16 protein-coding genes are annotated in these 19639 nt (G+C 70.0%); 7 read left to right on the top strand and 9 right to left on the bottom strand.

Features of this window, described 5'->3' with window-relative positions; all coding sequences use genetic code 11:
* Nucleotides 1-27: 27 nt before the first annotated feature.
* Nucleotides 28-921, bottom strand: a complete 894-nt coding sequence (locus ACYVHU_RS13600) for a class I SAM-dependent methyltransferase (RefSeq protein ID WP_078762198.1) — start codon at nt 919-921, stop codon at nt 28-30.
* A gap of 153 nt (nt 922-1074) precedes the next feature.
* Nucleotides 1075-1656: an XRE family transcriptional regulator gene (locus ACYVHU_RS13595; protein ID WP_200813648.1), complete on the bottom strand. Its 582-nt coding sequence runs from the start codon at nt 1654-1656 to the stop codon at nt 1075-1077.
* Nucleotides 1657-1748: 92 nt separating this feature from the next.
* Between ACYVHU_RS13595 and ACYVHU_RS13590 the strand changes: the two genes are divergently transcribed.
* A complete protein-coding gene (locus ACYVHU_RS13590; RefSeq protein WP_078762196.1) occupies nt 1749-2753 on the top strand; it encodes an NAD(P)/FAD-dependent oxidoreductase in 1005 nt (334 codons plus the stop codon).
* A gap of 135 nt (nt 2754-2888) precedes the next feature.
* Complete coding sequence (locus tag ACYVHU_RS13585; RefSeq protein WP_498948674.1) at nt 2889-4499, top strand: MFS transporter; 1611 nt, start codon at nt 2889-2891, stop codon at nt 4497-4499.
* A 503-nt stretch (nt 4500-5002) separates the two neighbouring features.
* On the opposite strand, the gene ACYVHU_RS13580 is transcribed toward ACYVHU_RS13585, so the two are convergent.
* The 4 genes from ACYVHU_RS13580 to ACYVHU_RS13565 all read right to left on the bottom strand — a co-directional run bounded on the left by ACYVHU_RS13580 (nt 5003) and on the right by ACYVHU_RS13565 (nt 9660).
* Nucleotides 5003-5671 carry a potassium channel family protein gene (locus tag ACYVHU_RS13580; RefSeq protein WP_078762195.1) on the bottom strand — a complete coding sequence of 223 codons (669 nt, stop codon included), beginning with the start codon at nt 5669-5671 and terminating at the stop codon, nt 5003-5005.
* 20 nt (nt 5672-5691) lie between these two features.
* Complete coding sequence (locus ACYVHU_RS13575; RefSeq protein ID WP_078762194.1) at nt 5692-7113, bottom strand: TrkH family potassium uptake protein; 1422 nt, start codon at nt 7111-7113, stop codon at nt 5692-5694.
* 146 nt (nt 7114-7259) lie between these two features.
* On the bottom strand, nt 7260-8519 hold the full coding sequence (nhaA, locus tag ACYVHU_RS13570) for a Na+/H+ antiporter NhaA (protein WP_078762353.1): 1260 nt from the start codon (nt 8517-8519) through the stop codon (nt 7260-7262).
* A 229-nt stretch (nt 8520-8748) separates the two neighbouring features.
* Nucleotides 8749-9660: a cation diffusion facilitator family transporter gene (locus tag ACYVHU_RS13565; protein ID WP_078762193.1), complete on the bottom strand. Its 912-nt coding sequence runs from the start codon at nt 9658-9660 to the stop codon at nt 8749-8751.
* A 110-nt stretch (nt 9661-9770) separates the two neighbouring features.
* Here ACYVHU_RS13565 and cmtR point away from each other — a divergent pair, with 110 nt between their 5' ends.
* Nucleotides 9771-10118, top strand: a complete 348-nt coding sequence (cmtR, locus tag ACYVHU_RS13560) for a Cd(II)/Pb(II)-sensing metalloregulatory transcriptional regulator CmtR (protein ID WP_078762192.1) — start codon at nt 9771-9773, stop codon at nt 10116-10118.
* Nucleotides 10119-10132: 14 nt separating this feature from the next.
* Here the strand turns inward: cmtR and ACYVHU_RS13555 are convergent, their stop codons facing one another.
* Together ACYVHU_RS13555 and ACYVHU_RS13550 are read right to left on the bottom strand one after the other, a co-directional pair.
* On the bottom strand, nt 10133-10948 hold the full coding sequence (locus ACYVHU_RS13555) for a (2Fe-2S)-binding protein (protein ID WP_078762191.1): 816 nt from the start codon (nt 10946-10948) through the stop codon (nt 10133-10135).
* The gene (locus tag ACYVHU_RS13550) at nt 10920-11411 is read right to left on the bottom strand and encodes a MarR family winged helix-turn-helix transcriptional regulator (RefSeq protein WP_078762190.1); all 492 of its coding nucleotides are present in this window, start codon (nt 11409-11411) and stop codon (nt 10920-10922) included. The genes ACYVHU_RS13555 and ACYVHU_RS13550 overlap by 29 nt, the downstream gene beginning before the upstream one ends.
* 214 nt (nt 11412-11625) lie before the next feature.
* Here ACYVHU_RS13550 and ACYVHU_RS13545 point away from each other — a divergent pair, with 214 nt between their 5' ends.
* Together ACYVHU_RS13545 and ACYVHU_RS13540 are read left to right on the top strand one after the other, a co-directional pair.
* Nucleotides 11626-14829: an efflux RND transporter permease subunit gene (locus ACYVHU_RS13545; protein ID WP_078762189.1), complete on the top strand. Its 3204-nt coding sequence runs from the start codon at nt 11626-11628 to the stop codon at nt 14827-14829.
* Nucleotides 14830-15003: 174 nt separating this feature from the next.
* A complete protein-coding gene (locus ACYVHU_RS13540) occupies nt 15004-15147 on the top strand; it encodes a hypothetical protein (RefSeq protein ID WP_200813645.1) in 144 nt (47 codons plus the stop codon).
* Nucleotides 15148-15240: 93 nt separating this feature from the next.
* On the opposite strand, the gene ACYVHU_RS13535 is transcribed toward ACYVHU_RS13540, so the two are convergent.
* On the bottom strand, nt 15241-15708 hold the full coding sequence (locus tag ACYVHU_RS13535) for an ATP-binding protein (protein WP_144390144.1): 468 nt from the start codon (nt 15706-15708) through the stop codon (nt 15241-15243).
* A gap of 631 nt (nt 15709-16339) precedes the next feature.
* On the opposite strand from ACYVHU_RS13535, the gene ACYVHU_RS13530 reads away from it, so the two are divergent.
* Nucleotides 16340-18391 (top strand): PhoX family protein, encoded by a 2052-nt coding sequence (locus tag ACYVHU_RS13530; RefSeq protein ID WP_078762186.1) that lies wholly within the window; start codon nt 16340-16342, stop codon nt 18389-18391.
* Between the two features lie 115 nt (nt 18392-18506).
* A complete protein-coding gene (gene mgrA / locus ACYVHU_RS13525) occupies nt 18507-19583 on the top strand; it encodes an L-glyceraldehyde 3-phosphate reductase (protein WP_078762185.1) in 1077 nt (358 codons plus the stop codon).
* Nucleotides 19584-19639: the final 56 nt, after the last annotated feature.

The raw sequence follows: 19639 nt of genomic DNA, 5'->3' as shown, positions 1-19639 counted from the left end.
GCAGGCGACCATGGGGTGCGCCGGATGTCAGGCGCGGCGTGCGGCCCAGACGGTGCGCTCGGTGCGTACCGCCAGGTCGTCGCGGCGCAGGATGCTGTTCGGGCTGTCGGTGTCGAGGAGATCGTCGAGGGCGGCGCGGTCCTCGGGGCTGAGCGCGGGGGCGACGGCACCGCGGATGCGCTGCAGGCCGCGGTAGGCGTAGCGGCCGATCGCTTCGCTGCGCTCGCCTTCGATGTTGATGGTGAAGGTGCGCTCGTCCGCAATGGTGAACCCCGCGGCGGACAGCATCGGGCCCCAGTTGGCGCCGCGGTGCGGGACGCGCTCGGCGTGGAGGCCGTCGGCCGCGGCGTGGACGCGCTCTTCGAGACCGGGCCGGCTTTCGGGGGCGTCCGCGGGCAGAAAGCGGGGAAAGCCGTCCAGCTCGACGACGGCGAACAGGCCGCCAGGAGCGAGCAGATCGTGGACGCGGGCCAGGGCGCGGTCGGGGTCGGCCATGTGGTGCATCGAGGCGGAGGCCCACACCAGGTCCGGGGTACCGAGGTCGGGCCAGTGGTCGCTGTCGAGGTCGGCCTGCACGGTACGTACGCGCCGCTCGACACCGCGGTCGCGTGCCTTCTCGCGCAGGATCTGGAGGTGCCCGGCCGAGAGGTCGACGGCCGTGACGTGCGAGTCGGGGAAGCGTGTGAGGAGCGCGAAGGTTCCCGCTCCCGTGCCACAGCCCAGATCCACGATCTGGCGCGGCTCGTTGTTCAGCGGCAGCCAGGCGGTGATGGACTCCACGTGCTCGGCGAGCACCTCGGCATCCAGGTCGAGGATCTCCGCCTGGCCGGCATCACCATGCTCCTGGTGGCCGTCATGACCATGGCCGGGCTGGTGGCTTCCTTCGCCGGGGCGGGGGGCGTGCTGGTGTGTTCGGGTCATAGCGACACCGTAAGCCTGTCATGCGCCTGCGGCATGACTATTTGCGGAATGCGCAATAAGGTGGCGTGAAGTGCTGCCTCCCGCGCAAGATCACCCGTCAGGTCGGGGGCGGGTGCGGCGGCGGCCTGTTGTTCACCGGGACCCGGGGCCGCCTCAGCCGGCTCCGGGTCCGTCGACGTCCTTGTGGTGGCCGCGGCGGGCGTCACGGTCGAAGATGCCCATGATCTCGCACGGTCCGCCAGCGGAGCCGATGGCGTGCGGCATCATGGTGGGAAACTCGGCGGCCTGGTTGGTCTCGACGCGAAAGCGCCGGTGACCGAGCATCAGGATGGCGGTGCCGGACAGCACCACCAGCCATTCACGGCCGGGGTGGGCGCGCATGCGGGCGGGATTGTCGGGTGGCGGGTCGGTCATCCGCTGACGCATCACACTCATGCCGGGGTCGCCCATGATCGGCCACCGCATCACGCCGTGGGTGCCATCGATCATCGGACTGATGACGACATCGTCGGCGGCGTTCTCTACGAGCTGGTCCAACGTGGTGTCCAGGGCGCGGGCGAGAGTGACCAGCTGGTCCAGGGCGAGGCGCCGCTGACCGTTCTCGATGCGGCTGAGTGAGGACTGGCTGAGGTTGGCGCGGGTGGCCAGTTCCTCCAGGGACCAGCCCTGCGCGACGCGCAGGGCGCGGATCCGTTTGCGTACGAGGCTGTCCAGCTGTCCATCTTCTTGCGTCATAAGCAACATGGTATGCCCTCGATGCAAGGCGGATTTAACGTCGTGTACCGGAGGTCCGGCACAGGGGACCACGGACGACGAAAGGGTGTGACATGTCTGCGCAGACGTCCCGCTACGAGAGCGACGCGCTGCCCACCGAGACCGTGGATGTGGTGGTGATCGGCGGCGGCGCCGCGGGCCTGAACGGCGCGCTGATCCTGGCACGCTCGCGCCGCTCGGTCGTCGTGGTCGACAGCGGCACCCCGCGCAACGCACCCGCCACGGCCATGCACGGATTCATTGTCCTCGACGGCACCCCACCCGCCGAGATTCTCAAGCTCGGACGCCGGCAGGTACGCGAATACGGCGGCCGGATCGTCTTCGGGGAAGTGGCCACGGCCGAACCCGCCGCCCCCTCAGCAGACGGCGACCTACGGTTCACCATCACCCTGGCCGACGGTCGCATGCTGAGGGCACGCCGGGTGCTGGTGGCCACCGGCCTGCGGGACGTGCTGCCCGAGGTGCCCGGCCTGGCCGGGCACTGGGGCCACAGCGTGGTGCATTGCCCCTACTGCCACGGCTGGGAGGTCCGCGACGAGTCCATCGGTATCCTCGCCACCGGCCCCGCCTCCGTCCATCACGCCTGGCTGTTCCGCCAGTTGACGGATGACCTCGTCTTCTTCACTCGCGGTACCGAGCTGGACGCGGACACTCGCGCCCGCTTCGCCGCCCGCGACATCCGCATCATCGAGACCGACGTCAAGGAGGTCGTCGACGAACAGGGCGCCCTCGCCGGCGTCCGCCTGACCGACGGCACCTTCGTGGCACGGCGGATTCTGGCCGTGGCCACGCAGATGCAGGCCCGTACCGAGGGCGTGGAGGGTCTGAAACTGCCGATGGAGGACCTGCCCGGCAACACGGGCCGCCGTTTCGCCTCCACCCTGGCCGGCGCCACCGAGATCCCGGGCGTGTGGGTGGCCGGCAACGCCACCGACCTCACCGCCCAAGTCGGCGCCTCCGCCGCGGCCGGGGCCCTGGCCGGCTCCCACATCAACGCCCTGCTGGCCACCGCGGACACTGACGCCGCGCTCGCCGCCGCACAGAAGGCCACCGGCTGACGCATGAGCCCCCGCCGCTGAAGAACCGCGCGGACCGCGGTCCAACGGTCCGCGCGGTGCGGAAGTCCCTACCTCACCAACGTGGCGACCGGCCTGTCCCGGCGCTGCTTCCGCATGCCCCTTCGAAAGGAAACCATGAGTACTGATCAGCCTCCCCAGGCGGCCGCGCCAGTGAGCAATGGGGACGCGCCGGATGCGCGTCAGCTGCGCGCGATCCTGATCACCGTCTCGATCGCGCTGATGGCCGTCATCGCCTCGGTGTCCGGGCTGAACGTCGCCCAGACCCACATGGCGGTCGAATGGGGTGCCTCCCAGACCACCGTTCTGTGGATCATCAACATCTACACGCTCGCCCTGGCCGCCCTGCTGCTGCCCCTCGGAGCGATCGGTGACCGGCTGGGCCGCAAGCCCATGCTGATCACCGGTCTGATCATCTTCGCTACCGCCAGCGTCGCCGCCGGCCTGGCCCCCTCGGCCACGGTGATGATCGGCGCCCGTGCGGCGGCCGGTATCAGCGCCGCCATGATCATGCCGATCACGCTGGCCGTCATCACCTCCACCTTCCCCGAAGAGAAACGGGGCAAGGCGATCGGTGTATGGACCGGTGTCGCCGGAGGCGGTGGCATCCTGGGCATGTTCCTCTCCGCTCTGCTGCTCGACGTCGCCGACTGGCGGTGGCTGTTCGTGCTGCCCGTGGTACTGGCCGTCGTCGCATTGGCGATGACGCTGAAGACGGTGCCCGACTCCCGCGAACGCTCCCCCCATTCCTTCGACACCATCGGCGCGCTGGTCTCCACCATCGCCGTGATCGGTTTCATCTTCGTCCTGCACGAGGGGGCCGAGGTCGGCTGGAGCGACCCTCTCACCCTGGTCGGCCTGGCCGTCGGCGTAGTCGCCGCTATCGCCTTCGTGGTCTGGGAGCTGCACCGCGGTGATGCCTCGCTGCTGGATGTGCGCCTGTTCCGTGAGCGCGGTCTGGCCAGCGGCTCGATCACACTGCTGGTCGTCTTCGGTGTCCAGGCCGGTATCGCCGTCGTGCTCTTCCCGTTCTTCCAGGCCGTGCTGGGCTGGTCCGGGCTGCTGTCGACCGTGGCGATGATGCCCATGGCCGTCATGATGATGGTGACCTCGGGCCTGGCCCCGAAGATGGCCACCAAGATCGGCGCCCGCTCCACCATGACCGTGGGCGTCGCCCTGGTCACTCTCGGCCTGGTACTGATGGCGCTGTTCGTGTCCGTTGACGGCGGCTACCTGTCCATCCTGGCCGGCATGCTCGCCATGGGGATCGGTATGGGCCTGTCGATGACCCCCTCCACCGAGGCCATCACCAACTCGCTCCCCCGTGCCAGGCAGGGGGTCGCCTCCGCGCTCAACGATGTCACCCGCGAGCTCGGCACCGCCCTGGGGGTCGCCATGCTCGGCGCGCTCCTGGCGGGCGGCTACCGCAGCACCATCGACGGCAGGCTCGACGGCGTTCCCATGGGCGCCGCGGACACCGCCCGCGAAGGCATCGCCAACGCCATCGAGGTAGCGTCCACGACCGGCGCCCACGCCCAGGACCTGATCCACGCCGCGCAGCAGTCCTTCGTCGACGGCTGGCAGCAGGCCATGTGGGCCGGCGCCGCCGTCATGGCCGCACTGCTCGCCTACGTCGCCCTGCGCGGTCCGAAGAACACCGCGCCCCGCCAGGCCGACGACGCGGCGGTCCCGGAGGTCGGGGCCGCGGAGAACGCCGCCGCCCGCTGACCCCGCAGGACCTGTCCCGCAGACGGTGTGGGGACCGTCGGGCACGCCGCGACACCGTGGTGGGCCCGACGGCCGCGCGGCTCCCGGCACAGCCCACCACCTCGGCACATATCAGGAGTGGCACTCATGAGCGACGTCGAGCTGACCGCGGACGGCTTCGACGAGGTCATCTCCGGAAACGGCGTTGTGATCATCGGCTTGCGGATCGATCGGTGCGGCCCGGGCCCGGACCCGCCGTGGTGTGCGCGGCGGTCTGCGCCGCGCTATCGCAGCCGGGCGCGGACCACGGTACCGTCCGGCCGGTGGCGCGGATCGTCACGACCGCGTTCGGGAACGCCTTCGCCCGACGGGTGGACGCGCACGGACAGAAGGGATCCGGCCTCCCGGCTCTCTGCGCTGACCGCTGCTCCCCGGGACCCCGGGGAGCGTTCCGACCGAGCGCGCAGTGTCGTCGGTCCCGGCCCCTTGCCACTCAGCGTCGACAACGCTCGTGGTCACTACATCTAGGTCAGCTCGGCGAAGCGCTCCACCCGGTCGGTCTTGCCGGCGACGATGATGATGTCGCCCTTCTGCGGCACCGTCTCGGCCGTCGCGTAGGTGAACTGCTCGCCGTGCCGCTTGATGCACACCACCGTGATGCCGTGGGTGGCGCGGATCCCGCTCTCGCCGAGCTTGCGCCCGAGGATCTCGCGGGGCGCGCGGGTCTTGCCGAGCGCGAAGTCCTCCTCGATCTCGACGTAGTCGAGCATCCGGCCCGACACCAGGTGAGCCACGCGCTCGCCCATGTCGTGCTCGGGCAGCACGACATGGTGCGCGCCGATCTGCTGGAGGATGCGGCCGTGCCGGCGGCTGATGGCCTTCGCCCAGATGTTGGGCACCCCCATGTCCACGAGGAGCGAGGTCGTGAGGATGCTCTCCTCCAGATGGGTGCCGATCGCCACGACGGCCCGGGAGAACTCCTGCGCCCCGACCTGGCGCAGGGCCTCGTCGTCGGTGGAGTCGGCGACGACGGTGTGGGTCAGGGAGTCGGCGTAGGCCTGGACGAGTCGGGGGTTGCTGTCCATGCCGAGCACCTCCCACCCGTGGGTGACCAACTCCAGGGCCAGGGAGCTGCCGAAGCGGCCCAGCCCGATGACGAGCACCCGTTTGTCGTGGGTCTTGTTGTGCTGCACTGGCTCTCCTCCGTGCGTTCTCACCCGATGATGGGCCGTGCCTCGGCCAGGTCGTAGCGGCGGGTGCGCTCCCGCAGCGCCAGAGCCGAGGCGAACGTGATGGGCCCGACCCGGCCGGCGAACATCAGCATCGCCAGCATGAGCTGGGCGTGTTCCGGCAGATCGGGCGTGATCCCCGTGGACAGTCCCACCACCGCGGACGCCGAGACCACCTCGAACAGGATCTGCTCCATGGCGAAATCGGTCGTGATGAGCAGGTAGACGGTCGCCGTGGCCACCACCGTCATCGACAGGAAGGTCAGGCTCAGGGCCTGACGGATGGCGCTGGAGGACAGCCGCCGCCCGAAGGCGTGGACGTGCGGGTGGCCGCGCACCTCGGCCCACACCACGAGGAGGATCACCGCGAACGTGGTCACCTTGATCCCGCCCGAGGTGCCCGCGCTGCCACCGCCGACGAACATGAGCATGATCGTGACGAACAGCGTCGAGTCCTCCATGGCGCCCACATCGACCACGTTGAGACCGCCGCTGCGCGGCATGACACCGTGGAACGCGCCCGCCAGCAACCGGTGGAGGGTGTCCATCGTCCCCAACGTGGCGGGGTTGGACCACTCCAGCGCCGTCACCACGACCATGCCGATGGCGAAGAGGGCGCCGCTGGTGTAGACGGTCATCTTGGTGTGCAGTGTCCACTGACGTGGCGCGGTGAACCTGCGGCGCAGCTCCAGGAGCACGGGGAAACCCAGCCCGCCGAACATCGTGGCCAGCGCGATCGGGACGAGGATGATCGGATCGGAGACGAACCTGGTGAGGCTGTCGCCGTACAGCGACAACCCGGCGTTGTTGAAGGCCGACACGGCGTGGAAGACGCCGCTGTAGATCGCCTCGGGCAGCGTCATGTCGTAACTCAGCCACATGCGCGGCACCAGCACCAACGCGACCAGCACCTCGCACACCAGGGCGAGTTTGAGGACCCGTCCGGCGATCCCCCTGACCTCGCCCACGTTGAGGCTGCGCGTCTCGGTCTGCACGCTCAACTGCATGCGCAACCCGAACCTGCGGATGACGACGATGCCGAGCAGCGAGGCGAGGGTCATGATGCCCAGCCCGCCCACCTGGATCAGACCCAGGATGACGAGTTCGCCGAACACGGACCAGTGGCCGCCGGTGTCCACGATCGCGAGCCCGGCCACGCACAGGGCCGAGGTCGAGGTGAAGAACGCCTCGGTGAACCGCGCCCCCTCACCGTCGGCGTGCGCCGCCGGCAGCAGGAGCAGGACCGTTCCGAGGAGGTCGACGGTCGCGAAGGCGAGAACGAAGAGCCGGGCGGGGCGCCGCCAGAGGTTCCCCTTCCCCGGGGAGTGCGCAAAACCGGGGAAGGCGCGCTCCCGGTGCAGCAACCGCACGATCCTGCTGCGCGCCCCGCGCAGGCTCCCCAGCATCTCTACGTCCGCTACCTCGTGTCCGACAGCCGCCGAGGCGGCCCTTCCAGGGATCGACGGTAGCGCTGTCGGGCGTTCCGGGCCAATCGACCTGCGGTGTTGATGACAGGCATCCGGCGGGCCGGGCGCAGCCGATCGGAACCGGCTCAGTCGATGCTGCCACCGGCGGTGTCGGTGCGGACCGGAGCCAGCCCGAGCTTGCGGTAATGGCGGCTGCGCGAGCCGAGCACGGCCGCGGCGAGCACCGTGGCGATGAGGGAGGCGATGAGCACACCGCCCTTGGCGTGGGCCAGCTCGACCGGGTTGGCGGCGAAGGACAGCTCGCTGATCAGCAGCGAGACGGTGAAGCCGATCCCGGCCAGCAGCGACATGCCGGCGATGTCGATCCACTTCAGCGAGGGGTTCAGCTCGGCGCTGGTGATCTTGGTGGTGATCCAGGAACCGCCGAAGATGCCGACGAACTTGCCGCCCACCAGACCCGCGATGACGCCCAGGGCGACGGTGTCGGTGAACAGGCTGCCCAGGCCGTCGAAGACGACGCCGGCCGACATCAGCGAGAAGATCGGCAGGGCGATGGCCGACGACCAGGGGCGCAGCAGGTGTTCGGCGCGGTGACTCGGGTCGTGCTCCTCGCCGGGCAGCTTGCGGGTGCGCATGAGCATGCCCATCGCGACACCGGCGATCGTGGCGTGCACGCCACTGGCGTGCATCAGGGCCCAGATGGCGAAGGCCAGCGGAACGTAGACGACCCAGTTGGGCAGCGCCGAGCGGTCCAGCGCCGCGGCGATTCCCCGGCCCCGCTGGAGGTAACCGAACACGGCGAGCAGCGCGAAGGCGCCGAACAGGGGCAGGAAGGCGAGATCGGCGGTGTAGAAGATCGCGATGACGATGATCGCGCCGAGGTCGTCGACGATCGCCAGGGTCAGCAGGAAGGTGCGCAGCGCCGGCGGCAGGTAACGGCCGATGACGGCGAGGATCGCGACGGCGAAGGCGATGTCGGTGGCCATCGGGATGCCCCAGCCGTGCAGCGCCTCGGCCCCGCGCGACATGTTGATCACCGCGTAGATCAGCGCGGGGACCACCATCCCGCACAACGCGGCGATGATCGGCAGCATCGCCCGCCGCGGGTTGCGCAGCTCGCCGTTGACGAACTCCTGCTTGAGCTCGTTGCCGACGATGAAGAAGAAGATCGCCAGCAGGCCGTCGGCGGCCCACGCCTCGACCGAGAGGTGCAGGTGCAGTGACTCGGGGCCGAAGGAGAACGTCCGGATCGCCTCGTAGGCGGGTTCGAGCGGGGAGTTGGCCCAGATCAGCGCGATGACGGCGCCGGCGATGAGGATGCTGCCCGAGACCACGTCCTTGCGCAGCCACGAGGCGAGTCGGTTCGTGCCGTCTGTCCTGGTCATGCTCACGCCCCCTGGGAGTCGGTACACCAAAAACGTTCGCCGACCAGACTTCCCGGCACACCCGTGGGGTGCAGGTCCGATCCGGAACCTGTTCCGACGGATGCCGGATCCCCTCGGGCACTATGCCAGCGCGCTGCCCGGTTTGTCCAAACGTGCGAGGTCCTGGTGTCGAGCCGGAGGCGGGGGAGCCCCCGACCGCGAGCGGGAGCGCGCCGGCGTGTGAATCACATCACCTGTGTCGCGCGCCCTCGTGGTCGGCGTGTCCGGCCGGCTCCAGTTGCAGCGTGGAGTGCTCCACGTCGAAGTGCCCGGACAGGCAGGCGTGCAACTCGTCCAGCATCCGGCCGGAGTCGCCGAGCCGCTCGTCCTCGACCACCACGTGCGCCGACATCACCGGAACGCCCGAGGTGATGGTCCAGGCGTGCAGGTCGTGCACACCGAGCACCCCGGGCTGGCGCAGCAGATGGTCGCGCACCTCGTCGAGGTCCATGTCGCGCGGGGTGGCCTCAAGGAGGATGTGGGTCGCCTCGCGCAACAGGCTCCAGGCCCGCGGCACGATGAACACCGCGATCCCCAGGGAGACGAGGGAGTCGGCGCGTTCCCAGCCGGTCAGCCATACGATCGCGCCGGCCGCGATGACGCCGAGCGAGGACAGCGTGTCGCTGAGCACCTCAAGGTAGGCGCCGCGCAGGTTGAGGCTGTGGGAGTGGCCCTCGCGCAGCAGGAACAACCCCACGATGTTGACCGCGAGGCCCACGGCCGCCACCGCCAGGACCGTGGGGCCGACGACCGGTTCGGGGGCGAAGAGGCGCTGGACGGCCTCGTAGGCGATGTAGGCGCACAGCCCGAACAGCAGGAGCGCGTTGCAGGCGGCGGCCAGGATCTCGGCCCGTTGGAAGCCGAACGTCCGCTTCGCGCAGGAGGGGCGTCCCGCGATCCAGACGGCGAACAGCGCCAGCACGATGCCGAAGGAGTCGGCGGCCATGTGACCGGCGTCGGCCAACAGGGCCAGACTGCCCGAGGCGAGACCGCCGAGGATCTGGACGACCATCACGGCCAGGGTCAGTCCCAAGACGATGGCGAGTCGCCCTCGATGGGCTGCCGCGGCGGTTCGATGGCCGTGGTCGTGGCCATGGCCCATGGGACCTCCTCGTGTCGTTGGACGGCCGGTGGGCGCGTGTGCCGGTCCCGGTGGACGGGGACACTCTCTGTTTATACAGCCAAGACTGTCTATACAGCAAACAATGTACAATGATTTTCATGTTGACCACCGAGCAACGCCTCTCCGCGCTCCACCGCCTCGGACGGGCCCTGGCCGACCCCACGCGCTGCCGGCTCCTGCTGGCGCTCCTGGACGGACCCAGCTACCCCGCCAAGCTCGCCGAACACCTCGGACTGACCCGACAGAACGTCTCCAACCACCTCGCCTGTCTACGCGAGTGCGGTCTCGTGGCCGCCACCGCGCGCGGTCGGCAGGTCAGCTACGAACTGGTCGACGCCTCGCTCACGCACGCCCTGGAGGACCTGCTCAACGTGGTCTGGGGGGTCGCCCAGGACCACGTCCCCCCGGGGGAGTCCACCCCGGTGCGGGCCGGCTGAACCCGACGCCGCCCTCAGGAGGCCGCCAGCTCCGCGCGCCATCGCGCCGCCAGCTCGGCGCGGTCGAGAAGGGAGCAGTCCCCGCACATGTCACCGCGCGGCGCCCGGTAGAACAGGCAGCACGAACGGCGGGCGAAGAAGCGCTCGGGCCGGGCGGGAAACGGGTGTTCGACGGTGCCGAGTCCGGCCATCGGTCCCGACCCGATCAGGGCGTCGGCGATGGCCTCGGCCGTGTCGGCCTGGCGGGGCCAGCGGCGGGACAGCATCCACACCGCGCCCCCCACGGCCGAGGCGGCGTTGCCCCACAGCAACCGCTCGGCCACCCGCACTCGCCCGCGCACCGCGGCCACGAGGGGGCGCAGGTGCTCCTCGACGACCGTGCGACGCAGTCCCGCGGCGGCGGTGGCGGGGTCGGACGGGTCCAAGACCGTGGCGCGGGCTTCGGCCAGGTGGAGTCGCTCCGGTCCCGTCTGCGACCCGCACCGGTACAGCGACGTGGCCGGAAGCTCCACCAGGGCTCCCCGGCAGGCCGCGGCCAGGGCGGGGGAGACGAGACGGGCGGCCAGGCCCAGGAACATGATCGAGGCCGCCACACGCGCCTCGGCGGGTTCGTGCCTGCGCCGAACCGTCTCGATGCGGGCGTCCACCAGGGCCGGCGTCGCGTACAGCCGGGCGAAGGAGTACAGGTCCGGCGTGTCGGGGAGGGTGGTCGACAGCGAGAAGAAGCCCCCGAGGGCGTCGACGTCGTCGATGAGCTCGGCCGTGTCGGCGTCGGAGAGAGCGCGGTCGCGCGGGACGTCCTCAGCCCCGGTCACGGGTCCCGTGGTCATCGCACTGCTCCGCCTCGATCGCCTCGCATAGCGCCTCCAGCCCCTTGACCAGCCCGTTCAACGTCTCGGTGTCGAGCCGGGCCATCGCGATCTCGCTACCGCGCTCGCCGACGTTCCACAACTCGTCGATGAGCTCCTGCCCCTTCCCGGTCAGACCGATGCGGCGCACCCGCCGGTCGTCGGGGTCCTCGCGCCGGTGCACCAGGCCGCGGGCGACCATCCGATCCACGATACCGGTCAGTGTGGCGACGCTCACGCCGATGCCCCGGGCCAGTTCGTGTGCCGCCATCTCGCCGTCGACCGCCAGCAGGACCAGCGCCTTGAGCTGCTGGATCGTCAGTGTCGTGGTGAGCAGGGAGAAGGAGCGGTCGCGCATGGCCAGCCGGGCGCTGCGCAACCGCAGTTCGCGCAGCCGGAGGAGGAGCTCCTCCCTGTCGTCGCCACCCGCTCCATGAACGCGCATCCCTGAGATCCCGTCGAGTCTTCCCTGATGTTTCACTGATTTGTATCACTCTGATGTGATTTTCAAAGTGACACGAAGTATCGTGAACTGCGCGTGCCCGGCATAAGCCGCGCGGTCCCCCTGCTCAGCTCCGCGCGGAGCCCCCAAAAACCTTCACCGCCCGTCGAGGCGGTGCCGTTTCCAGCGCGAACAGCTTTCGAGGAGCACCTCTTTCATGTCCAGATTGGCCAAGATGAGCCTTGCCAACCGGGCGCTCATCCTGCTGATCACGCTCGCGTCGATCGTCTTCGGTGTGATAGCCACCGGATCGGCCAAGCGTGAGCTCATGCCATCGATCGAACTCCCCATGGCCGTGGTGGGCGCCCAGTACCAGGGAGCCTCCCCCCAGGTGGTCGAGACGGAGATCGTCGCTCCGCTCGAACAGGCGGTCAAGGGCGTTCCCGGTGTCAGCGGATACACCTCCACCGCGGCCAACGGCTCCGGCTCGGTCATGGTCGAGTTCGACTACGGCGACTCCACCGACGACGTCGTCCGCGACCTCCAGCAGGCCGTCGACCAGATCCAGCCCATGCTGCCGGAGGACGTCGATCCCTACGTGCAGGCGTTCGGCATCGACGACCTTCCGGTCGTGATGCTCGCCGCGGGCGCAGGGGACGGCGACGAGCAGAAGCTGGCCGAACCGCTCGAGGAGCAGGTCGTCCCCGAGCTGGAGTCGATCGACGGCGTCCGAGGCGTCCAGGTCGTGGGTGTGCGCGAGTCCAGCGTCACCATCACGCCCGACGCCGACGAGCTCGCCGACGCCGGCCTGAGCGTCACCGACCTCACCAACGCCCTGCAGTCCAGCGGCGTGCTCTCCCCCGGTGGCGACGTCACCGAGGACGACCGCACCCTCACCGTCACCACCGGCGGCCGGCTGGAGTCGCTGGAGGAGGTCGAGGACATCTGGCTGATGCCGAGCGGTGCCCCGGCCGCCGCGCAGCAGACGCCCCAGGGCATGGGCGGGGCGGCCCCCGCGGCGCCCGAGCCGGTGCAGCTCAAGGACGTCGCCGAGGTCGAGCTCAGGCAGGACCCGGCCAGCAGCATCACCCGCACCGACGGTGAGCCCAGCCTCGGCATCATGATCACCAAGACGCCCGAGGGCAACACGGTCGAGATCTCCGAGGCCGTGCAGGACGCACTGGACGAGCTCACCCCGCTCCTCGGCGACGACGCCGAGATCAGCATCGTGTTCGACCAGGCGCCCTTCATCAACGACTCGATCATCGCAATGGCGGAGGAGGGCGCGCTCGGCCTCGCCTTCGCGATCATCGTCATCCTGGTCTTCCTGCTGTCGCTGCGCTCCACCATCGTCACCGCGGTCTCCATCCCGGTGTCGCTGCTGGTCGCGATGCTCGGGGTGCAGGCCTTCGGCTACTCGCTGAACATCCTCACGCTGGGCGCGCTCACCGTCGCCGTCGGCCGAGTGGTCGACGACTCGATCGTGGTGCTGGAGAACATCAAGCGCCACATGGGCTACGGCGAGGACAAGTACACGGCCGTCTACACCGGTGTCCGCGAGGTCGCCGCGGCCATCACCTCCGCCACCCTGACCACCATCGCGGTCTTCCTGCCGGTCGGCTTCGTCGGGGGCATGGTGGGCGAGCTGTTCCGCCCGTTCGCCGTCACCGTCAGCGTCTCGCTGGCCGCGTCGCTGCTGGTCTCGCTGACGATCATCCCGGTCCTGGCCTACTGGTTCATGAAGCCCAAGGAGGTTCCGGCCGAGGAGCTGGAGCGGCTGAAGGCCGAGGAGTACCAGCGCGAACTGCGCAACCCGTTGCAGCGGGCCTACCTGCCGGTCATCCGCTGGGCCACCGCCCACCGGGCGATCACGCTGGTCGCGTCCGTGGCGATCCTCATCGGCACGCTCGCGCTCGTCCCCCTGCTCAAGACCGAGTTCATCGGCGACCAGGGGCAGAACACCGTCTACGTCACCCAGGAGCTGCCGGTCGGCACGTCGCTGGAGAAGGCCGACGAGGAGGCCCTCAAGGTCGAGGAGAAGCTGGAGGAGCTTCCCTGGATCCAGTCCTACCAGTCCTCCATCGGCGGCGGCGGCATGGCCGGCATGATGGGCGGCGGAAGCGACACGATCCAGTACACGCTCACCACCGACCCCGACGGTGACCAGGCCGAGTACAAGGAACGTCTGCGCGAGGCGCTGGACGAGGTCGACACCGAGGCCGAGACGCGCATCGACCAGACCGGCGGCATGGGCAGCACGCTGGAGGTCCAGGTCAAGGCCGAGGACCAGGAGACGCTGGAGGAGGCCGCCGAGCAGGTCGAGCAGGCCGTCCGGGACATCCCCGGGGCCGCCGACGTGCAGAACAGCATCGCGGCCGAGCAGCCCGCCCTTGAGGTGCAGGTCGACGCGGAGCAGGCCGCCGAGGAAGGGCTGACCGAGGGCCAGATCGGCCAGGCCGTCACCCAGGCCTTCCAGGGGGCCCGCGCCGGCACCGCCACGATCGACGACGTCCAGCGCGACATGGTCGTGCGCGTCGAGGAGGCGCCCGCCAGCGTCGAGGAGCTGGAGGACCTGGAGATCGCCTCGCCCCGGGGCGAGGTGCGGCTCGGCGACGTCGCCGAGGTCGAGGAGGTCATGCAGGCGCCGGAGCTGTCGCGCAGCGACGGCGTGCGCAGCGCGACCGTCTCCGCGACGCCGACGGCCGACGACCTCGGCGCCGTGACCGCCGAGCTCACCCAGGCCCTGGACGGGCTCGACCTGCCCGAGGGCGCCACCGCCGAGATCGGCGGCGTCAGCGCCGACCAGGACGAGGCGTTCGCCCAGCTCGGCATCGCCATGGTCGCCGCGGTCGCGATCGTCTACCTGATCATGGTGGCCACGTTCAAGAGCCTGATCCAGCCGCTGATCCTGCTCGTGTCCATCCCGTTCGCCGCGACCGGCGCGCTGGGACTGCTGCTCATCACGGGGATCCCGCTGGGGCTGCCCGCGATGATCGGTCTGCTGATGCTGATCGGCGTCGTCGTCACGAACGCGATCGTGCTGATCGACCTGATCAACCAGTATCGCGAGGAGGGGATGGAGCTGCGCGAGGCGGTGATCGAGGGATCGCGGCACCGGCTCCGTCCGATCCTGATGACCGCGCTGGCCACGGTCGGCGCGCTCACGCCGATGGCGCTGGGCATCACCGGCGGCGGGGCGTTCATCTCCCAGCCGCTGGCGGTCGTGGTGATCGGCGGTCTGATCACCTCGACGCTGCTGACCCTGGTGCTGGTCCCGGTCCTGTACACGATGGCCGAGGCGCGCAAGGAGAAGCGCGCCCTGCGTCAGGCCGAGCGGCGTGAGGCGGCCCTGGCCGCGGCGGGCACCGCCAAGAAGCCGGCGGCCACCGACGACACCGAGAAGGAGACGGACAAGGAGTGACCCCGTCTCCGGTCTCGCCGGAGTGACACACCAGGGCGCCGTACCCTCCGTTTCGGGGGGTACGGCGCCCCTTTTCGCGGCAAACGCCCGCTGGGGGCGAGAGGAACCATGCGATTCCGCTGACGGGGCGCGTCGAATTTGTCATTCCGTCCGCGGCACAGGCAGGCTCGCCCCATGGAACCTATCGACACCGACCTCGACGACCTCGTCCGCGCGGAGCTCGGCGCGGAACCCTCGCAGGAGGCCATGGACTACGCGCGGGAACTGTATGAGAGGTACCGCCTCCCGCGGGAGCCACAGGCGCCGGCCGACGGCTGACGGGCGTGCGCGCAGCTCCGATCCCCGGCCCCGGCGGCCGTCACGGGTCCCTCACCTCGGTGGGGGACCCTCGTCATGGAAGGGGCGGCGGGGTCAGCCCGATCGAACGCCGGGGGAATCCAGGGAGGCCCCCTCGTCCCAGGTGAGCTCGAACCACACCAGCAGGCCCAGACCGTCGGCGCGCGGCTCGGTCCCCCACTTCGTGGCGAGAGCCTCGACCAGGTCGAGGCCGCGGCCGTGCTCGCTGGTGTCGTAGGGATCCTTGTGCTGGGCCTGGGGAAGCTCGGAGCCCCCGAGGTCGCGCACCTCGACCCGGGTCCACCCTGAGGCCGCGCGGACCGTGACCTCGAACTTGCCGCCCGGGCGGCCCGAGGCGCTGTGGGTGATGGCGTTGGTAGCGAGTTCGCTGGTCAACAGGGTGGCGGTGGCCGCCTCGGGCGAGGTGGCGAGTAGTCGCTCGACGAACCGCCGGGCGTGCTTGATCTGACTGGGCAGCCCGGGGAAGCGCCGCCGGGAGAAGGGAGCGTCGGCGTCGGGCGGGAGGACAGGGCGCTCTTCCATGGGATTCGCCGGAAGGTCGGGGGCCGGGTGGACGGAGCCGGCACGGGGCGTGGGCACCTGTGCCGGTGAGGTTGGGGTGTCGGGCATGTGATCACTCCCCAGCGGCGTGCGCGGACACGCCGGAATCAAGCCGCGGCGACGTACGTGGGGTGGCCGTCCGTGAGGCGTCCGCTGCCCGAAGGCTCACGGCGCGATGGCGAAGGGCCACACGCGGGGCAGTGCATGCGGTGACGGGTGAGGTTCGCGGCTATGGACTTGTCATCCACGGCCAGGATACGCGCGATGCTCCCGGTGTCCCAGGTGGGGGTGGGAAGTAACCCGATTCTGTGGACGGAGACCGTGGGGCAGATCCGCGGGACGTCCCTGTCGGCCGGCACTGAAGGCCGGGGACGGCCAAGGAGGAACTTCCCTGGCGACCCATCGTGATTTGTGAGTTACTTAGCGGTACGGGAGGTGGAAACGTGAACAGAAGTTGTTACGAGGTAAACGCCGGGTTCACCTCCCTGAGGAACTGCTCAGCGAAAGTCAAGAGGGTACGGCGACTCCCCGCCCGCCGTCATGAGCCTCCGCTGACCGATGGTGTGACCCGTCGTGCGGCGAGGGCCGTTCCCCGCTTGTGACAGGAGGACCAGTGTCCCAACCCGCGCCCCGCCGACGGCTGCTGCCGCTCATCTCGCACTTCGGCGGCCGTTCCCGCGCGACCTGCCGCTTCCGCTGCGGTGACGCCTGTTTCCACGAGGCCCCCAACACCAGCGGTAACGAGTACTTCGGCGACATCTACGCCGGAGTGCTCTCACGCCGCAACGTGCTCCGGGCCGGAGCCGTCGGCGCAGGGGCCGCGGCCGTGGGCGTCGGGGCCGGCGGCGCGTTCAGTCCGGCCCTCGCCGCCCCCGGTGGCCGGGGCAACCCCCGGCTCGGCTTCACCTCCGTCGCCCCCAACACGATCGACGACGTCGTCGTTCCCGAGGGATACGACCACCGGGTCGTGGTGCGCTGGGGCGACCCCGTCCTGCCCGGCGCCCCGGAGTTCGACTTCTCCCGCCAGACGGCCGAGGCCCAGGAGAAACAGTTCGGTTACAACTGTGACTACGTGGCCTTCGTCGAGCTGGAGCGCGACCGGGGTCTGCTCTGGGTGAACCACGAGTACACCAACGAGAACCTCATGTTCGCCGGTTACACCGACGGCAACGACGCCGACCTCGAACAGATCAAGATCGGGATGGCCGCCCACGGCGGCTCCATCGTCGAGATCGAGCGGGTCGGCCGCACCGGCGCCTGGAAGCTCGTCACCAAGGGACGGCGTCGCTACAACCGGCGCATCACCGCCACCACCCCGATGCGGTTGACCGGTCCCGCCGCCGGCGACCCGCTGCTGCGGACCGAGGCCGACCCCAAGGGCACCGAGGTGCTCGGCATGCTGAACAACTGCGCCGGCGGCATGACCCCCTGGGGCACCATCCTCACGGCCGAGGAGAACTTCAACCAGTACTTCGTCGGCGGCGAGAGCGCGCCGGAGGAGGCCAAGGCCGCCCTCAAGCGCTACGGCTTCGCCACCAGCGGCGACACCCGCGCGGGCAGCCGGCGCTTCGACCGCGTCGACGAGCGCTTCGACCTCTCCAAGCACCCCAACGAGGCCAACCGGTTCGGCTACATCGTCGAGATCGACCCCTTCGACCCCGACTACAAGCCGCGCAAGCGCACCGCCCTGGGGCGCTTCAAGCACGAGGGCGCCAACACCCGCCTGACCAAGGACAAGCGGGTCGCCGTGTACATGGGCGACGACGAGCGCTTCGACTACATGTACAAGTTCGTCAGCGACAAGCAGTACCGCAAGGGATCCCGACGGCACAACGACACGCTGCTGGACTCGGGCACCCTCTACGTCGCGAAGCTGACCGGCGACAGCCCCGCCAGCCAGATCGACGGCTCGGGCAAGCTGCCCCGCGACGGCGAGTTCGACGGCACCGGAACGTGGATCAAGCTGTGCGACTCGCGCAAGAGCTACGTCGAGGGGTTCACCGTCGCGGAGGTCCTCATCCACACCCGTCTGGCCGCCGACGCCGTCGGCGCCACCAAGATGGACCGCCCCGAGGACTTCGAGGCCAGCCCCGTCACCGGCAAGGTCTACTGCGCGCTGACCAACAACACCAGCCGCACCCCCGAGCAGGCCGACGAGCCCAACCCGCGGGCGGCCAACAAGTTCGGCCACATCCTCGAGATCACCGAGCGCCGCAACGACGCCGGGGCCACCTCCTTCACCTGGAAGGTCCTCCTCGTCTGCGGTGACCCCGAGGACGAGAGCACCTACTTCGCCGGCTACGACAAGTCCAAGGTCGTCCCGATCTCCTCGCCGGACAACCTCACCTTCGACAAGCGCGGCAACCTGTGGATCTCCACGGACGGCCAGCCCGGCACGATCAACTGCAACGACGCGCTGCACGCCGTCCCGGTCGAGGGCCGCCACCGCGGCGAGCTCAAGACCTTCGCGACCGTCCCCGTCGGCGCCGAGTGCTGCGGCCCCTTCATCACCGAGGACCAGAAGACGGTCTTCATCGCCCCGCAGCACCCGGGCGAGGACGGTGTGGTCGGAGCCCCCCAGAGCACCTGGCCCGACCGCGGCGACTTCCCGCGGCCCTCGGTGGTCTCCATCTGGCACACCAGGGGCAAGGACGTCGGCGTCTGACGTCGGCCCCCCGGGTCCCGCCCGCGGTCCCCGTCCCCGTCCAGGGGCGGGGACCGCTCCGTTCCCGGCCCGCCCGCGGCCCGGTCGGTGTCACCCACGTGAAAGGATTCCGATCATGGTGCGAAGAGCTGATGTTCCCCGTCTCGACGTCCCCAGCGCGGGGGTCTACCAGGCCGACGCGGCACGCTACGACGGCCGCATGCCCTACCGGCGGACCGGCCGCAGCGGCCTGGACCTCCCCGAGATCTCCCTCGGCCTGTGGCACAACTTCGGCGACGACCGTCCGCTCGCCACACAGCGGGCGATCCTGCGGCGGGCGTTCGACCTGGGAATCACCCACTTCGACCTCGCCAACAACTACGGTCCGCCGCCCGGTTCCGCCGAGCTGAACTTCGGCCGCATCCTGCGTGAGGACTTCCGCCCCTACCGCGACGAACTGGTCATCTCCACCAAGGCCGGTTACGACATGTGGCCCGGCCCCTACGGCAGCGGTGGGTCGCGCAAGTACCTCATCACCAGCCTCGACCAGTCCCTGGCCCGCATGGGACTGGACCACGTCGACATCTTCTACAGCCACCGCTACGACCCGAGCGTGCCGCTGGAGGAGACCATGGGAGCGCTGGACCACGCGGTGCGCTCCGGTCGCGCGCTCTACGCCGGCATCTCCTCCTACTCGCCGGAGCGCACCGCCCAGGCCGCCGCGATCCTGCGCGACATGGGCACCCCCCTCCTCATCCACCAGCCCTCCTACTCCATGGTCAACCGCTGGATCGAGGAGCAGGGACTGCTCGACACGCTGGAGCGCGAGGGGGTCGGTTGCATCGCCTTCTCCCCCCTGGCCCAGGGCATGCTGACCGACAAGTACCTCGACGGGATCCCCGTCGACTCCCGCGCGGGCGCGGGCAAGTCGCTGTCCCCCGACTGGCTGACCGAGGACAACCTGGCCCGCATCCGCGCGCTCGACGCGATCGCGCGTCGCCGCGGACAGTCGCTGGCCCAGCTCGCGCTGACCTGGGCCCTGCGCGACCCGCGGATCACCTCCGTGCTGATCGGCGTGAGCAGTGTCGGACAGCTGGAGGACAGCATCGCCGCGGTGCGCGGCCCCCGGTTGACCGAGTCCGAGCTCGCCGAGATCGACCAGTACGCCCAGGACATCGGTGTCAACATCTGGAGCCGTTCCAGCGAGGACTGAGCCCTCGCCCCCGCCGCCCCGGGCGGCGGGGGCTTCGGCCGCCCACGGCGCAGACC

The sequence above is a fragment of the Marinactinospora endophytica genome, assembly GCF_054780875.1.
The sequence above is the reverse complement of the archived record's forward strand: the minus strand, read 5'-3'. Positions and strand labels throughout refer to the sequence as shown.

Bases quoted from the DNA above. Each gene is read 5' to 3' on its own strand.
- ACYVHU_RS13545 (WP_078762189.1), top strand. From the start codon at position 11,626: ATGTCCAGATTGGCCAAGATGAGCCTTGCCAACCGGGCGCTCATCCTG.
- nhaA (WP_078762353.1), bottom strand. From the start codon at position 8,519: ATGACCAGGACAGACGGCACGAACCGACTCGCCTCGTGGCTGCGCAAG.
- ACYVHU_RS13585 (WP_498948674.1), top strand. From the start codon at position 2,889: ATGAGTACTGATCAGCCTCCCCAGGCGGCCGCGCCAGTGAGCAATGGG.
- ACYVHU_RS13575 (WP_078762194.1), bottom strand. From the start codon at position 7,113: ATGCTGGGGAGCCTGCGCGGGGCGCGCAGCAGGATCGTGCGGTTGCTG.
- ACYVHU_RS13595 (WP_200813648.1), bottom strand. From the start codon at position 1,656: ATGACGCAAGAAGATGGACAGCTGGACAGCCTCGTACGCAAACGGATC.
- cmtR (WP_078762192.1), top strand. From the start codon at position 9,771: ATGATTTTCATGTTGACCACCGAGCAACGCCTCTCCGCGCTCCACCGC.
- ACYVHU_RS13600 (WP_078762198.1), bottom strand. From the start codon at position 921: ATGACCCGAACACACCAGCACGCCCCCCGCCCCGGCGAAGGAAGCCAC.
- ACYVHU_RS13535 (WP_144390144.1), bottom strand. From the start codon at position 15,708: ATGGAAGAGCGCCCTGTCCTCCCGCCCGACGCCGACGCTCCCTTCTCC.
- ACYVHU_RS13540 (WP_200813645.1), top strand. From the start codon at position 15,004: ATGGAACCTATCGACACCGACCTCGACGACCTCGTCCGCGCGGAGCTC.
- ACYVHU_RS13550 (WP_078762190.1), bottom strand. From the start codon at position 11,411: ATGCGCGTTCATGGAGCGGGTGGCGACGACAGGGAGGAGCTCCTCCTC.
- ACYVHU_RS13590 (WP_078762196.1), top strand. From the start codon at position 1,749: ATGTCTGCGCAGACGTCCCGCTACGAGAGCGACGCGCTGCCCACCGAG.
- mgrA (WP_078762185.1), top strand. From the start codon at position 18,507: ATGGTGCGAAGAGCTGATGTTCCCCGTCTCGACGTCCCCAGCGCGGGG.
- ACYVHU_RS13555 (WP_078762191.1), bottom strand. From the start codon at position 10,948: ATGACCACGGGACCCGTGACCGGGGCTGAGGACGTCCCGCGCGACCGC.
- ACYVHU_RS13565 (WP_078762193.1), bottom strand. From the start codon at position 9,660: ATGGGCCATGGCCACGACCACGGCCATCGAACCGCCGCGGCAGCCCAT.